Origin of the sequence: Roseovarius sp. S88 (assembly GCF_037023735.1) — a bacterium.
GTDB lineage: Bacteria > Pseudomonadota > Alphaproteobacteria > Rhodobacterales > Rhodobacteraceae > Roseovarius > Roseovarius phycicola.
In genome coordinates this window covers 694,739-708,377 of the sequence record NZ_CP146069.1, presented here as the reverse complement: position 1 = coordinate 708,377, position 13,639 = coordinate 694,739, and the positions used below count along the sequence as shown (strand labels likewise).

General features: G+C 58.6%; 10 protein-coding genes and 1 pseudogene. 3 read left to right on the top strand and 8 right to left on the bottom strand.

What is annotated here, in order from left to right:
* Positions 1 to 156: 156 nt before the first annotated feature.
* The gene (locus tag RZ517_RS03550; RefSeq protein WP_338550101.1) at positions 157 to 750 is read left to right on the top strand and encodes a lytic transglycosylase; all 594 of its coding nucleotides are present in this window, start codon (positions 157 to 159) and stop codon (positions 748 to 750) included.
* Between the two features lie 12 nt (positions 751 to 762).
* Here the strand turns inward: RZ517_RS03550 and RZ517_RS03545 are convergent, their stop codons facing one another.
* Together RZ517_RS03545 and RZ517_RS03540 are read right to left on the bottom strand one after the other, a co-directional pair.
* Complete coding sequence (locus RZ517_RS03545; RefSeq protein ID WP_338550100.1) at positions 763 to 1,359, bottom strand: LolA family protein; 597 nt, start codon at positions 1,357 to 1,359, stop codon at positions 763 to 765.
* Positions 1,360 to 1,457: 98 nt separating this feature from the next.
* A complete protein-coding gene (locus RZ517_RS03540; RefSeq protein ID WP_338550099.1) occupies positions 1,458 to 2,288 on the bottom strand; it encodes a DUF4198 domain-containing protein in 831 nt (276 codons plus the stop codon).
* Between RZ517_RS03540 and RZ517_RS03535 the strand changes: the two genes are divergently transcribed.
* Positions 2,269 to 3,429 (top strand): HupE/UreJ family protein, encoded by a 1,161-nt coding sequence (locus tag RZ517_RS03535; protein ID WP_338550098.1) that lies wholly within the window; start codon positions 2,269 to 2,271, stop codon positions 3,427 to 3,429. The genes RZ517_RS03540 and RZ517_RS03535 overlap by 20 nt on opposite strands.
* Before the next feature lie 49 nt (positions 3,430 to 3,478).
* Here RZ517_RS03535 and RZ517_RS03530 read toward each other — a convergent pair.
* From RZ517_RS03530 to RZ517_RS03515, 4 genes and pseudogenes are all read right to left on the bottom strand, one after another.
* A pseudogene (locus RZ517_RS03530) lies at positions 3,479 to 6,357 on the bottom strand (DNA translocase FtsK 4TM domain-containing protein).
* 16 nt (positions 6,358 to 6,373) lie between these two features.
* Positions 6,374 to 7,552: an aminotransferase class I/II-fold pyridoxal phosphate-dependent enzyme gene (locus RZ517_RS03525; protein WP_338551103.1), complete on the bottom strand. Its 1,179-nt coding sequence runs from the start codon at positions 7,550 to 7,552 to the stop codon at positions 6,374 to 6,376.
* A 120-nt stretch (positions 7,553 to 7,672) separates the two neighbouring features.
* Positions 7,673 to 9,175, bottom strand: a complete 1,503-nt coding sequence (locus RZ517_RS03520; protein WP_338550097.1) for an HAL/PAL/TAL family ammonia-lyase — start codon at positions 9,173 to 9,175, stop codon at positions 7,673 to 7,675.
* 3 nt (positions 9,176 to 9,178) lie between these two features.
* Complete coding sequence (locus RZ517_RS03515) at positions 9,179 to 10,507, bottom strand: amidase (protein ID WP_338550096.1); 1,329 nt, start codon at positions 10,505 to 10,507, stop codon at positions 9,179 to 9,181.
* A 107-nt stretch (positions 10,508 to 10,614) separates the two neighbouring features.
* Between RZ517_RS03515 and RZ517_RS03510 the strand changes: the two genes are divergently transcribed.
* Entirely contained in the window at positions 10,615 to 11,829 is a 1,215-nt protein-coding gene (locus RZ517_RS03510) for an FAD-dependent monooxygenase (protein WP_338550095.1), read from the top strand.
* Here the strand turns inward: RZ517_RS03510 and rsmD are convergent.
* Both rsmD and RZ517_RS03500 read right to left on the bottom strand, forming a co-directional pair.
* Positions 11,826 to 12,380 carry a 16S rRNA (guanine(966)-N(2))-methyltransferase RsmD gene (rsmD, locus tag RZ517_RS03505; protein ID WP_338550094.1) on the bottom strand — a complete coding sequence of 185 codons (555 nt, stop codon included), beginning with the start codon at positions 12,378 to 12,380 and terminating at the stop codon, positions 11,826 to 11,828. The two genes, RZ517_RS03510 and rsmD, sit on opposite strands and share 4 nt — an antisense overlap.
* The gene (locus tag RZ517_RS03500; RefSeq protein ID WP_338550093.1) at positions 12,377 to 13,582 is read right to left on the bottom strand and encodes an NAD(P)/FAD-dependent oxidoreductase; all 1,206 of its coding nucleotides are present in this window, start codon (positions 13,580 to 13,582) and stop codon (positions 12,377 to 12,379) included. The genes rsmD and RZ517_RS03500 overlap by 4 nt, the downstream gene beginning before the upstream one ends.
* Between the last annotated feature and the right edge of the window lie 57 nt (positions 13,583 to 13,639).

The window sequence follows — 13,639 nt, the reverse complement described above, 5'->3', positions numbered from 1 at the left end:
TCAACACCTATTTGTCCAACCCCTGAGGCCTCAAATCCGGGAAACAGTGTGTGAACAGCCGCACCACAATATGACGCATCAAAAACGTATTTACGGGATTCCCCAGCGACCTATTTTAGGCTAAAATAAATCAAAAAAATAATGAGGTTGAGGCAGATGAAGCGGTCATTGCAGTCCTTAATGCTATTGGTGTCTTTGGGTATTCTGGTCTCCTGCGGGAGTCGGAGCAGCGGGCCACCTCCCAGAAACCTGGACAATGCGTGCACGATTGTTGCGCAGAAGCCGCAATATCTTCGGGCGTTCCGCGCGGCCGAGCGACGTTGGGGCGTCCCGGTTCATGTGCAGATGGCCACGATCTATCAGGAGAGCAAGTTTGTCTCTGATGCGCGCACCCCGTTCCAATGGAGCCTCGGTGTGATCCCAATGGGGCGTCAAAGCTCGGCCTTTGGCTACAGTCAGGCGCTGGATGGCACGTGGGAAGAATACCAAAAAGAGACACGCAGCTTTGGCGCACGCCGCGACGACATTCGGGATGCCGCCGATTTCATGGGCTGGTACATGTCGCAATCCAATCAGCGACTTGGCATCGGTTTGGCTGATACACGCAACCAGTACCTTGCTTATCATGAGGGGCGCACCGGGTTTAAGCGCGGCTCTTACAACGGTAAGCCGTGGCTCTTGCGCATTGCAGATGATGTCGCCGTGCGGTCCCAGACCTATCGCGCACAGCTCAATTCATGCGGTGCCTGATACGATGCCAGCCTACTGACGATCCTGGGTGTTCACGCCCTTGCCAGGGATGACAAAACGCTCGTTATCGAGTGAAACACCCTTATTGAGATCACCGAGAACAACGGTGGTGCGGCTTCCCGCGCCGTCATTGATCACCCACTGACGCAGCTCAACGGGGCTGGCTGTAAAGACCAATTCGATACTCCCGTATTCGGGGTTTTCAGGATCCTGAGCTCGCACTGTCGTGGTTTTGCCGTCGCTGACATGGCCTGTGACCATTCTCGCCCGGCTGAGATCAACATTTCGTGCCAGAATGATCTTGAGCGGCGTGCGGTGTAGCGGATAGGCCTCAGGACCGGTGTTGGATTTGCCGTCAACCACGCCAACTGTATCACCATCCGCCACCACAAGGATTTGCTCCGGCGGGTTATATTCAAACCGCACACGTCCGGGGCGTTTGATGTAAATCTGACCTGTGGAAATGGTGCCATCATCATTGATCTGGGTGAACTCGCCAGAGGCGGTCTTGAACCCGTTGAGATACTGGGAAATCTCGTTCAGTGACAGTTTTTCCGCCACAGCGGGCGTGGCCAACAAAAGGCCAAGTGCAAAGGCAATGAGCCGCATGTTTGCGCACCTCGTTTTGTGTCTGCTCTATGTCGAAGATAGGCGTTAGCGGACTGTTATGCGATAGCAAACGGGAGCGGCAGCCGAAATTTGGCCGTTTACGGTGCGTCTGGCACCGAAAAGGTCAGGTTGGCCCACAGCGTCTCCCATACTGCGCCGAGGTCCTTGGCCAAGGCTGCATTGGGTTCGCGGATCACGACCGCATCAAGCATGTATTCACCGCCAGGCTGAACCGGCAGGTAGGCGTGGCCGTTTTCATCTGTGCGGTGCCAAGTGATCGTGACCTCTTTGCCCATACGTTCAAACATCTCGACTTGCGCATCCACACGTGGTTCACCGCGATAAAACACTTGTACGGCCATCTCACCCCAAAGATCATCGGTGTAAGGGTTCGCCAGAGCGACAATTTCGGTTTCGAGTCCAAAGGCACGATCCTGCCCTGCGCCATTGCCAACGGCAATAAGTGACTTGGCGTAGCGTGAGTAAGCCTCGGTGAAATCGTCCTTTGGTAAGCCTCGTTCCTCATGCGCTGCGATGGCCTGAGTCAAATCCTTATGACGCGCGAATTTCTCGAACTTGGCGAATTTGGTGTAGCGCAGTTTTTGATCTGTGGATTCGTGGATCAGAATGTGAAGGCCTTCTGACTGCGTCTCAATGTTGACCGAAGGCAAATCTCCCAGACGCCCCGGAACAGGTTGTAACGTGTCCTCCGCAGCCAGTTCAAAGCGCCGGAATTTGTCGGGATTGTAGATCGACCGACCGCCGTCAAACCCTTCTCCAACTCTCACTTCCGCCACCAGCGGACCACCAACGGCAAGTTGATAGGATTGGGGTTGCAAAAACAGTTCATGTGCTTGAACTGTTCCAGCCGGAAATACCATCCAAACTGCACAGGTTATTCGAACAATCATGGTCAGATTTTTGCTCATACCGTTAATCCTGACCTTGCTGAGGGCGAAGTCAACACAAGCCTTGGTGATAGGGTTTGCGCTTTTGGGAGGACCTGCACTCGCGCACGAGGTCCGACCTGCGGTTGCCGATTTCGAAATCGAAGATACGAGCCTGTCCATAACGGTGCGCCTCAATGCCGAAGCTATCATTGCAGGCGTTAACCTGTCGCAGGTCGACGATACCAATGACAGCGCGCAAGCCGAGGATTACGACACTCTACGAACCTTGTCAGATGTCGCCTTGGCAGATGCTTTCAAGGAAACCTGGCCTGCTTTCGCTGACGGCTTGAAGCTTCGGGCGGGGGACATAACGCTCACCCCTGTTTTGGGCAAGATCGACGTGATCCCCGAAGACAATGCAGAGAACCCTCGTGATACGATGGTCAGCCTGAGCGCGGTGCTGCCGCCGGGGGGTGACCCTCTTCAAATCGGATGGGATGCGCGGTTTGGCTCTCTGGTCTTGCGGCAAGGCGAGACGGTCGAGGCCCCCTTTACCGGCATTGTCGAACCCGGCGCGCTGAGCCCGCCACTACCCCGCGTCGGCAGTTTTGAAGAAACCGCGGGGCAGAATTTCATGCGGTATCTGATCTCTGGCTTTGATCACATCATTCCCAAGGGCCTCGATCATATCCTGTTCGTGCTGGGTTTGTTTTTCTTCTCAATGCAGATGCGCCCACTGCTTATCCAAGTGTCCGCTTTTACAGTGGCGCACACGATCACGCTGGCTCTGGCAACGCTTGGGATTGTGAACATTCCGGGCAGTATCGTGGAGCCCTTGATTGCGCTGTCGATTGTTTATGTCGCGGTTGAGAATATCTTTGCCCGGCGCATGACCCCATGGCGGCCCTTCGTGATCTTCGGCTTTGGCCTCTTGCACGGGCTTGGCTTTGCATCGGTGCTGGGAGAGTTCGGGCTGGAACCCAGCCGGTTCATCGCCTCGCTGATTGCGTTCAACATTGGTGTCGAGGTCGGGCAGCTTACGGTTATCGCCTTGGCGTTGCTGGCTGTGGGGCTGTGGTTTGGCCAAAAGGACTGGTATCGCGCCCGGATTGCCATCCCGGCATCTGTGGTGATCGCACTTATCGGCGCATACTGGAGCTTTGAGCGGGTGTTCTTGTAAAAAGGGGCGCTGAGAAGCGCCCCTTTCCATGTCTTTCGGTTCGAGAGCCTTATTGCGGCTCAGGCACCAGAATCTCGCGTTTGCCAACATGGTTGGCTGCACTCACAATGCCTTCGTCCTCCATCTGCTCCACAAGCCGCGCGGCCTTGTTGTACCCGATGGCCAGCTTGCGCTGAATGTAGGACGTGGAACATTTTCGGTCTGTGATGGCGATCTGCACAGCGGTGTCATAAAGCGCGTCTTCGCCATCGGTGTTGCCACCCGTGAGGCCCAGAACCGCGTCGATATTGCTGGCCTTTTCCTCTTCCGGGCCATCCTGCACGCCACCTACATATTCTGGCGGCCCGTAGGCCTTGAGGTGGTTCACAACTTCTTCGACCTCTTCGTCACTCACGAACGGCCCATGACAGCGGGTGATCTTTCCGCCGCCCGCCATGTAGAGCATGTCACCCATGCCCAGAAGCTGCTCGGCCCCCATTTCACCCAGGATCGTGCGGCTGTCGACTTTCGACGTCACCTGGAAGCTAATCCGCGTTGGGAAGTTGGCCTTGATCGTGCCGGTGATGACGTCCACGGACGGGCGCTGCGTGGCCATGATCAGATGGATGCCCGAGGCCCGCGCCATTTGCGCCAGACGCTGAATGCAGGCTTCGATCTCTTTGCCCGCGACCATCATCAGATCGGCCATCTCATCCACGATCACGACGATATACGGCATCTTTTCAGGTGCAAATTCTTCGGTCTCGAAGACCGGCTCACCGGTCTCATCGTCAAAGCCGGTTTGCACCGTGCGGCTGAACATTTCGTTCTTAGCCAGCGCATCGGCCACGCGACCATTGTAGCCGTCAATGTTGCGCACACCCATTTTGGACATTTTGCGATAGCGGTCTTCCATCTCCGCCACCACCCATTTGAGGGCAACAACCGCCTTTTTGGGATCTGTCACAACCGGGGAAAGAAGATGCGGAATGCCGTCATATACGCTGAGTTCCAGCATCTTGGGGTCGATCATGATCAACCGGCATTCTTCTGGTGTGAGCTTGTAAAGCAGGCTCAGGATCATGGTGTTGATCGCTACGGATTTACCCGAACCGGTGGTGCCGGCAATAAGAAGGTGGGGCATCTTGGCGAGGTTGGACACAATCGGATCACCGCCGATATCTTTGCCCAGCGCCAGCGGCAGCTTCTGATTGCCGTCGCCAAAGTCGCGCGTTGAGAGGATCTCGCGCAACACAACCATTTCGCGGTTGTCATTGGGAAGCTCGATGCCGATCACCGAACGGCCCGGCACAGTACTGACCCGTGCGCTGAGCGCAGACATCGACCGGGCGATGTCATCAGCGAGGCCGATCACACGGCTGGCTTTGAGGCCCGGTGCAGGCTCAAGCTCGTACATGGTCACGACAGGGCCGGGACGCACACTTACGATATCACCCTTCACACCATAGTCGTCGAGCACGCTTTCCAGCATGCGCGCGTTTTCTTCCAAGGCTTCATCGCTGAGGTGATGACGCTGAATCTGACCCGGGTTGGAAAGAAGGCCCAAGGGCGGAAGCTCGTATTGTACTTTGGGTTTATCTTCCAATTGCAGCGTTGGCTGCGCTTCAGCGCGGGCCTGACTTGACTGCTGAGGTGCGCGGCGCGGGGGTGCTGCACGACTGTCTTGGGCTCGGCGACTGGCATCGCTTGCGTTTGTGCCACGGCCGGAGCAGGTTGGTAGGCTTGGCTGTAGATATCCTCGGCCTCCATCTCGTAGTCAGGCATCTCTGGCGCTGTGGGGATCGTCGCATGGGCTGCTGTAAGGGGAGGCTCCGCAGGAAAACCAGACGAGCCACCTGAGTTGAGCGCCAAGGGTTGTTCGGCTTGGTCAAGATCTTCGGGATATGTCGGTTGCCCCATACTCACGCGGCTCTTAATGACGTCCGTGATCTTGGCCTTGACCCGTTCTGTCGGCGCAATTGAGCCATCCACAATCGGGTCAAACTCAGGAAGCTCTTCCGTCATTTGTCGGTCGCCACGGCGCATCAGCGAAGGCATGCGCGACAAGAGACCGCCAGTTTTTTCAGGCGCTGGTGCCGGCATAGGCACAATCTCGGCGCTGTGCGTCATAGGCACTTCTGGTGCTGTCATCACAGGCGCGCGGCGCACGCGTGGTTCGGGCACGGCAACTTCTGCCTGACGCAGCTCTTCGGCCTCGGCCCGGTCGACCGCGCGACGCGCCCGCCAATCTGATGTCCTGGATTGCACAGATTTGGCAGCACGCGCGGACAACACAGCCCCACGGCCAAGACCCGCCATGATCATCGCGTAGGTCATGATCACACCGACCAGGAGGAAGCGCAGGATTGTCGTCAGCTCAAACCGTGTGAAGCCAAGCACAAACGCGCCAAGCACCAGCATTCCAGCGCCCAGAACAAGCGAGAGAACCTTGAGACCAAAGCTTGCGCCAACTGGCAAAACGCCCAGCACAGTTCCCAAAACCGTGTCACCAAAGAGACCGCCAAGCCCGAAACTATGCGTCGCGGCCCAAGTTCCGTTTGGAGTCAGAGATGATGCATAAAGCGCCAGAACGGCAATCCAGATCGGCGCAAAGATCAGGCGACCAATGGCGCGGTCTTCTCCACGGTGCAGGGCAAAGCGCGCGCCCCACACGCCAAGCACTATAGCGAGACCCCAGGCACCCCAGCCGACAATCATAAACAGAGGCGCGGCAATCGACGCCCCGATCCGGCCCAGCATGTTCTGCACTGGCGCATCCGTGGCCGACATCCAGCTTGGGTCATCGGGATGGTAAGACCCAATCAACATCGCTGCCATGACCCCAAGACCCAACAAGGTCAGCCCCAAAAGCTCTTTGCCTCGTTTTTCGATGGCTTCTGCCATCGTGCTGTCCAACAGGGGATCGCGTCCGCGTGTCTGAAATGCCATGTTTGCCTCGTCCTCGTTATCTGTAAAGGCAGTCGCGAAGCCGTGTCAGGCCGTGCGCCACCTCGTCTTTTGGGGCCACCATAGCGGCCCGGATATACTGTTTGCCCGGATTGCCACCCGGGGCGTCCTGGCTCAGATAAGCGCCGGGAAGCACCCGAACGCCGGTTTCTGTCCAGAGCTTCAATGCGGCCTCTTCGCCGTCCTCAACAGGCAGCCAAAGGAAAAACCCTGCTTGTGGCGAACGATATCCCGGAACATCGCCCAGGATGTCATCTGCAACGGTGTATTTCTCTTGGTAGAGCCTGCGGTTTTCCTCAACATGCGCTTCGTCGGCCCATACGCGTGCCGCAGCGCGTTGCAGCGGGTTGGGCAACGGCGCGCCCGCGTAGGAGCGCAAGAGCCGGATGCGTTTGGTGCTTTCCGGCCCTGTCGCCGCAAACCCACACCGCATTCCGGCCAGGTTGGAGCGTTTGGACAGGCTGTTGAAGACCACAACACGTTCAGGGTCCGCACCAGTCTGGTCCGCAACCTCAAGCGCGCCGGTGGGCGGCGTGTCGCAGTAGATTTCGGAATAACACTCATCCGCAAAAATTTTGAAGTCGTATTTTTCCGCCAAAGCCAGAAGGTTACGCCAGTAATCGGCGCTGGCCACAGCTCCCTGCGGATTTGATGGCGAACACATATAGGCCACGGCCACGCGGTTCAGAACATCTTCCGAAAGGCTGTCAAAATCCGGCAGAAAGCCTGTCTCTGCGGATGTCGGCAGAAACATCGGCTCTGCCCCAACGCTCAGCGCAGCCACCATGTAACATTGGTAAAACGGGTTCGGCAGCAGAATGATCGGCGTCTTGCCACCCTTGGTTTCAGGGCATAGCGCCATCATCGCGTTGTAGAGCCCTTCACGGGTTCCGTTCAGCGCCATGATGTTCTGATCAGGGTTCAGGGTTGCGCCAAAGCGTCGCGCGATCCAGTCGCACATGGCCCCGTTTAGCTCCGGCAGGCCCTCATTTTGTGGGTATTTGCGGAATTCGCCCGCATGTTCGGCGATCGCGTCGCTGACCCAGTCCGGAAAAGCGTGCTGCGGCTCGCCGATAGTCATATGCACAGCTTCACCGCCTGCTGGATGCGCATCGAGCAAGCTCCGCAGACGCGGAAACGCATATTCCGGAAGGTTCGAAAACCGCTCGGGGAACATCAAGACTGCCTCAGTTTTACGGGATCATAGGTGCCCCGCTTGAGGTGAATCTACAAAAGCGCGCGGAGTCCGTCCAGCAAAACTCCGGGTCTATGCGCGAAAATGTGGCATTTTTGGCAATTACTTAGCTTCGGGACTCGTGAAACTGTGCAACGCTTCTGACAGCGCGTCGATCTCTCTACCCAGAGGGCGATCACAACCAAGCGGTGCAACATGGCGGCGGACACGGGCATGCCAGTCTCGCATCGGACCACCAAGTTCTTGGGAAGTTTCCCTGAAATCAACACCTTGCGCAGCGACAACCAGTTCAATAGCAGACAATTTAGCAGCCATTTCAACACTACGCGACAAGGCATTGAGCGTCGCTGATCCTGCGCTGAGCGCATCTTCAACACCGCGCGCATTTATGCTGGGCCAAACCGGCACGGGCTGTGCGGCTTGTGTTATTTCTGCCGCCAGTGCCTCGACCACTTTCAAGAGCGGCGCAAAACCATTTGACCCGCTGTCTGGCTTGGCGAGGAAAAGCAGCAAACCGGTAAGCTCTGGCTCCATCATGCGCGCGATGCGCGCGACCTGCCCCATGGCCACATGTTGCCAAGCACGGCTCACGCCCTCGGCGGCAAGTGCAAGTTCGGTGGTGTGATAGCCGCCGCAGGACAGGATGTCTTCGTCTTCGGCCAGCGTTATGGGGTTGTCGCTGGACCCGTTCAGCTCGATCTCAACGACCTGCCGCAGATGCGCCAGTGCGGTTTCCAAACCGCCGTGAATTTGCGGAATATTGCGAAAGGACAGCGGATCCTGCAACCGTCGAGCCGCGCCCGGCACCCATAGGGAACTGCCATCCAATAACTCTCGCAAATGTGCTGCGGCCTTGCCCTGTCCTGGCAATGGCTTGACCGCAAGTACACGATCTTCAAACGGCCCGAGATTGGCGCGGAACGCTTCCAGCGAGAGGGCTGCAGCAGCCTGTGTTGCGCCGTAAACCCGCGTGGCTTTCGCAAGGGTCATCGCCGCGAGTGCCGCAGAATACCCGCTGTGATTGGCAAGGGCCAAACCATCGCGCGGAGCTGGATCAAGCGGTGTCAGACCAAAGTCTTTCAGGGCGTCGCGGGAAGGCCGAACACCTTCATTGCCTCGCATCTCACCTTCGCCCAGCAAGGTCCGCCCCATCGCGGCATTGATCACCAGATCACCCGCACCAATGGACCCCAGCGATCCAACCTCTGGCGTCAGACCTGCGTTGATCACCTGCGCCAGAAACTCCGCCACTTCGGGACGTGCGCCGCTGTGACCCAAGAGCATCGTGTTGAGTCGCACAATCAGGGTGGCGCGCACTGTCTCCGGCGCAAGAGGCGCGCCCATGTCCTGCGCCCTGCCCTCCAACGTCTGGCGCGAGAAGTTGGCCAATGTGCCTGCGTCCAGCACCTCTGTGGCCCGCGCGCCCAACCCGGTTGTCACGCCGTAAACAGGCGTGCCCTCGGCGACGGCCCTGTCAACCAAAGCGCGCGCCTCAGCCATGCGCGCAAGTCCCTTGTCGCTGATCTCAAGTTTGCACAGCCCATGCGTCGCGATCTCTAGCGCCTCGGGCGACAAACCCCGACCAGAAAGACGCAGCGGTTGCATCCCCTAGCCCAGCGCCAGCTCGGCGGCCCGCGCCACACGCAGCAGATGCTCTTCCTCAAACGGTTTGCCAAAGAGCATAAGTCCGCAGCTTGGCACACCGGTCGGCATGGACACAGCGCACAGCCCCATCAAATTGCCAATGCGCGTGTTGCGCAGGGACAGAAGGTTTTCAGTCACGTAATAGTCTTCATCCGTCATCAATCGCTCGACATTGGGCGGCAGGATCGGAGCGGTGGGCAGGAGGACCGCATCGAACCCTGCAACGCGGCTATTCCATGCATTGCGCAGTGCATCCAGCTTGCGCCAGGCCGCAACATAGTCGGCCGCACGGAACTCTTTGCCCGAGCGGAACCGCTCCAAAATCGGGGCAAACATCTTGTCCGGGCTGGCCTCGATCACATCGCCCCAGGTGCCATAGGCTTCGGAGGTGAAGAGCACACCGGAAAGCGGCATGGCCTCCGCCACTTCGGGCGCTTCGATGGGTTCAATGCTGGCACCTGCCGCGCGAAGCCGCTCAACGGCCTCTTCGAACCCTTTGAGAGGGGCATCGCGCACATCATCCATCGCAACGGTCTGCAGCACAGCGAACCGCATCCCCTGTAACGAGACAGCGTGCAAATCCGCCGCCTTACCACCCTCTAGCGCTGCCAACATCAACGCACAGTCCTCGACCGAACGTGACAAAGGTCCAACCGTGTCAAACCGCGCGCAGAGCGGCACCACACCATTGAGCGACATGCGCCCGGATGTGGTTTTCAAACCGACCAGATCATTCCAGGCCGAGGGTATGCGCACAGAGCCGCCCGTGTCCGAGCCAATACCACAGGCCGCAAGATCAAAGGCGACGCTCGACGCCGCCCCGGAGGAGGAGCCGCCCGGAACGGCCTTGGGATCATTGATGTTGGGTGACGTGGCGGTCATCGGATTCAGGCCCAGGCCGGAAAACGCCAATTCGCTCATATGGGTTTTGCCAAGACACACCAGACCTGCGGCTGTGGCGTTGCGCAAAACCTCTGCATCTTTGCCCGGCACGCGCCCTTCCAACAGTTTGCTGCCCGCCTCTGTTGCCGCACCCGCCGTGTCAAAAAGGTCTTTCCAACTGATCGGCACACCATCGAGAGGCCCCAGACGCAGCCCTGCCTTGGCCCGATCTTCGGCGGCCTTAGCTTCGGCGCGGGCGCGGTCATGGGTCACCACGGAATAGATGCGGTCACGCTCGGGATGCGCGTCAATCGCCGCCAGATACGTCTCGGTCAGAGCCACTGGGCCGATCTCACCAGCCTCAATCCCACGACCCAAATCCGCAGCGCTCATTTTCAGCCAGTCCTGCATGTTTTCTCCCCGAACCGGTTCAGCCCTAATCAACGCAGATGCGGCAGGTCAACGCAAGGGCGTGTCAACGCATAGACATTCGGTGAAAGGCGCGCATATTGAGGCACATGGCACAGCCGCAGGATATCGTGATTGTCGGAGGAGGTCTTACCGGCCCCGCACTGGCTTTGGCCTTGGCACAGGCCGGGCAAAGCGTGACGATCATAGACAGCCTGCCCCAGACCGTGCGCAAGAATGCCGGGTTCGATGGTCGCTCTTATGCTTTGGCACTGGCGTCTGTTCGGCTCTTGTCTGGCATAGGCATCTGGGACTCCGTGGCCGAAAACGCCCAACCGATGCTTGAAATCAAGGTCACAGATGGGCGCGCTGGCGAAGGGGCGGCACCGTTCTTCCTGCATTTCGATCATGCCGAGATCGAAGAAGGCCCGATGGGGCATATGCTGGAAGACCGCTATTTGCGGCGCGCGTTTCTGGACGCGATGAAGGTACACCCCGCGATCACGCAGGTCACCGACACAGTCGTGGCGCAAGAGGCGGATGCCAAGGGCGTGCGTTTGGCACTTGCCTCAGGCAAAACGCTGGATGCGCGTTTGCTGATCGGGTCTGACGGGCGCACATCCGGCACGGCACAGCGCGCCGGCATTTCGCGCACCGGCTGGCAGTATGGCCAGACCGCCCTGGTCGCGGCCATCGAACATGAGTTGCCGCACCACGGCATAGCGCATCAGTTCTTCATGCCCCCCGGACCGCTCGCAATTCTGCCGCTTCCCGGCAATGTCAGCTCAATTGTGTGGTCCGAAACAGCCGAAACAGCCGCGCGTTTCGCGGCCCTCTCCGATGCCGAATTTATGGAGGTCCTGCGCCCTCGTTTTGGTGATTTTCTCGGCGATATCTCACTGCGCGGCAAACGCTACACTTATCCCCTTGGCCTCAGCCTCGCCAACAGTTTCGTGGCTGAACGTGTGGCCCTCATTGGCGATGCGGCGCATGGGTTGCACCCGATTGCCGGTCAGGGCCTCAATGCCGGACTGCGCGACGTCGGAGCCTTGGCACAGGTTATTTCCGACGCTACCCGGCGAGGTGAGGATTTCGCCGCGCCGGATGTTCTGGCCCGGTATCAGCAATGGCGGCGGTTTGACACCACCACGCTGGCCCTGACGACGGACCTGACCAATCGTCTGTTTTCCAACGATAACCCGTTTTTGCGCTTTGCCCGTGATCTAGGCATGGGCGCGATCAACAAAATGCCCGCCCTGCGGCGCGGATTCATCCGAGAGGCGGCGGGACTGACGGGCGATTTGCCAGACCTGATGAAAGGCTAGCTACGCTCAAGAATACGGATCACCGTGTCGCCATAACTGCGCTCATCCAGCTGCGTCAAACCTTCGGGCACCGTAACAGCACCACCTTCTTCCCAGATAACAAGCGCGTCCTCAGACAGCCATCCGCCCGAGATTGCCGCTTTCATGGCGGCCTCTCCCAGCCCCTTGCCATAAGGCGGGTCCAGAAAGATCAGGTCAAACGGGTCATCAGACGCACCAAGCTTGCAAGCATCGCGCGAGATGAGTTTTGCGTCCGTCTCAACACCGCAGAGCGCAATGTTCTGACGCAAGATGCGTTGTGCCACACGGCCATTTTCGACAAAGGTCACGTTGCCCGCGCCCCGCGACAAAGCCTCAAGCCCGAGCGCCCCTGTCCCGGCAAAGATATCCAGCACCGCGACGCCCTCGACCCGGGCGGAAAACCGGGACATCAGCACATTGAACAGACTTTCGCGAACGCGGTCTGAAGTGGGGCGCAAACGCGCAGCGTCATCGCCCTTGCCAACAGAGGCCAGTTTGCGGCCACGGAATGCGCCGCCAATGATCCTCACGCGCGCAACAGCGCCTTGAGATCAGCATCGGGATCAGCCACCACATCCGCATCCGCCGTCTTGCCACTGTCGATCAACCGCTTGCCCACCATATAGGCCCGCGCGTCATTGGCGGCATCCACGGCCAAGAGAGTGTCACCTTTGAAGTACCAGAAAGACACGCCGTTCTCCGCCTGGCGCGTGATTACACGATCATAGCCGGTGTTCAGCCCGGCAATCTGCAGTTTCACGCCATATTGATCCGACCAGAACCAAGGCTGCGGCACATAGGCTTTGCCCGCGCCCAACAGGTTTTCAGCCACGCATTCGGCCATATCAATGGCATTGGGCACGCTTTCCAACCGCAAGCGCCCCTGATCATGCGGGAAAGACGCGCAATCTCCCGCCGCCCAGATGCCCTCAACACTGGTTTGACCCAGAGCATCGACCTTGATCCCATTGTCAATCTCGATACCCGCCGCCTCAGCCAGCCTGGTGTCCGGGGTGATACCCACGCCAACGATGACAAAGTCGACGTCCAGTTGACGCCCATCGCTCAATCTTGCGCCGCTGACGTGACCTTCGCCCAAGAGCGTCTCAAGGCCCACGCCCTCGACGATCTCAACGCCGTGCCCCTGATGCAGCGCCCGAAAATAGTCGGATGTTTCGGGTGCCGCCACGCGCTGCAAAATGCGATCGGCCATCTCAACCAAAATCACGTTGAGGCCTTTACTTGCCGCCACAGCTGCCGCCTCAAGGCCGATATATCCGCCGCCCACAATCAAAACCCGTGCACTAGGTTTGAATTCGGGTGCCATGGCATCGACATCCTGCAAATCCCGCACAACGTAAACTCCCTCCAGCGCCCCGCCGATGGAGGCCGGCAACCGGCGCGGTGCGGACCCAGTGGTCAGAACAAGCTGATCATAGACAAGCGTCTCGTTCCCCAGAGAAATCATCTTCGCGGTAAGATCTATGCCTGTCACTTCTTCGCCCAATCTCAGAGCGATATCATTCTCATCATAAAATCTCTCTGGCCGCAGATAGAGCCGCTCCAACTCCATCTCCCCCAGCAGATACTTCTTGGACAAGGGCGGGCGTTGATAGGGCGGGACAGGTTCGGCACCAATCAATGTGACAGCACCTTCATGCCCAAGCATGCGCAGTTTGGCGACAAGCGAACTTCCCGCCTGCCCCGCGCCGATGACAACGATTCCCGACATGCTATCCTCCGATTTAGATGGCCACGGCCAAAGCACAGCCTATAACTACGGTCAATC

Coding starts and splice junctions, on each gene's coding strand:
- RZ517_RS03550 (WP_338550101.1), top strand. CDS start 157: ATGAAGCGGTCATTGCAGTCCTTAATGCTATTGGTGTCTTTGGGTATT.
- RZ517_RS03545 (WP_338550100.1), bottom strand. CDS start 1,359: ATGCGGCTCATTGCCTTTGCACTTGGCCTTTTGTTGGCCACGCCCGCT.
- RZ517_RS03535 (WP_338550098.1), top strand. CDS start 2,269: ATGGTCAGATTTTTGCTCATACCGTTAATCCTGACCTTGCTGAGGGCG.
- RZ517_RS03540 (WP_338550099.1), bottom strand. CDS start 2,288: ATGAGCAAAAATCTGACCATGATTGTTCGAATAACCTGTGCAGTTTGG.
- RZ517_RS03525 (WP_338551103.1), bottom strand. CDS start 7,552: ATGTTCCCCGAGCGGTTTTCGAACCTTCCGGAATATGCGTTTCCGCGT.
- RZ517_RS03520 (WP_338550097.1), bottom strand. CDS start 9,175: ATGCAACCGCTGCGTCTTTCTGGTCGGGGTTTGTCGCCCGAGGCGCTA.
- RZ517_RS03515 (WP_338550096.1), bottom strand. CDS start 10,507: ATGCAGGACTGGCTGAAAATGAGCGCTGCGGATTTGGGTCGTGGGATT.
- RZ517_RS03510 (WP_338550095.1), top strand. CDS start 10,615: ATGGCACAGCCGCAGGATATCGTGATTGTCGGAGGAGGTCTTACCGGC.
- RZ517_RS03500 (WP_338550093.1), bottom strand. CDS start 13,582: ATGTCGGGAATCGTTGTCATCGGCGCGGGGCAGGCGGGAAGTTCGCTT.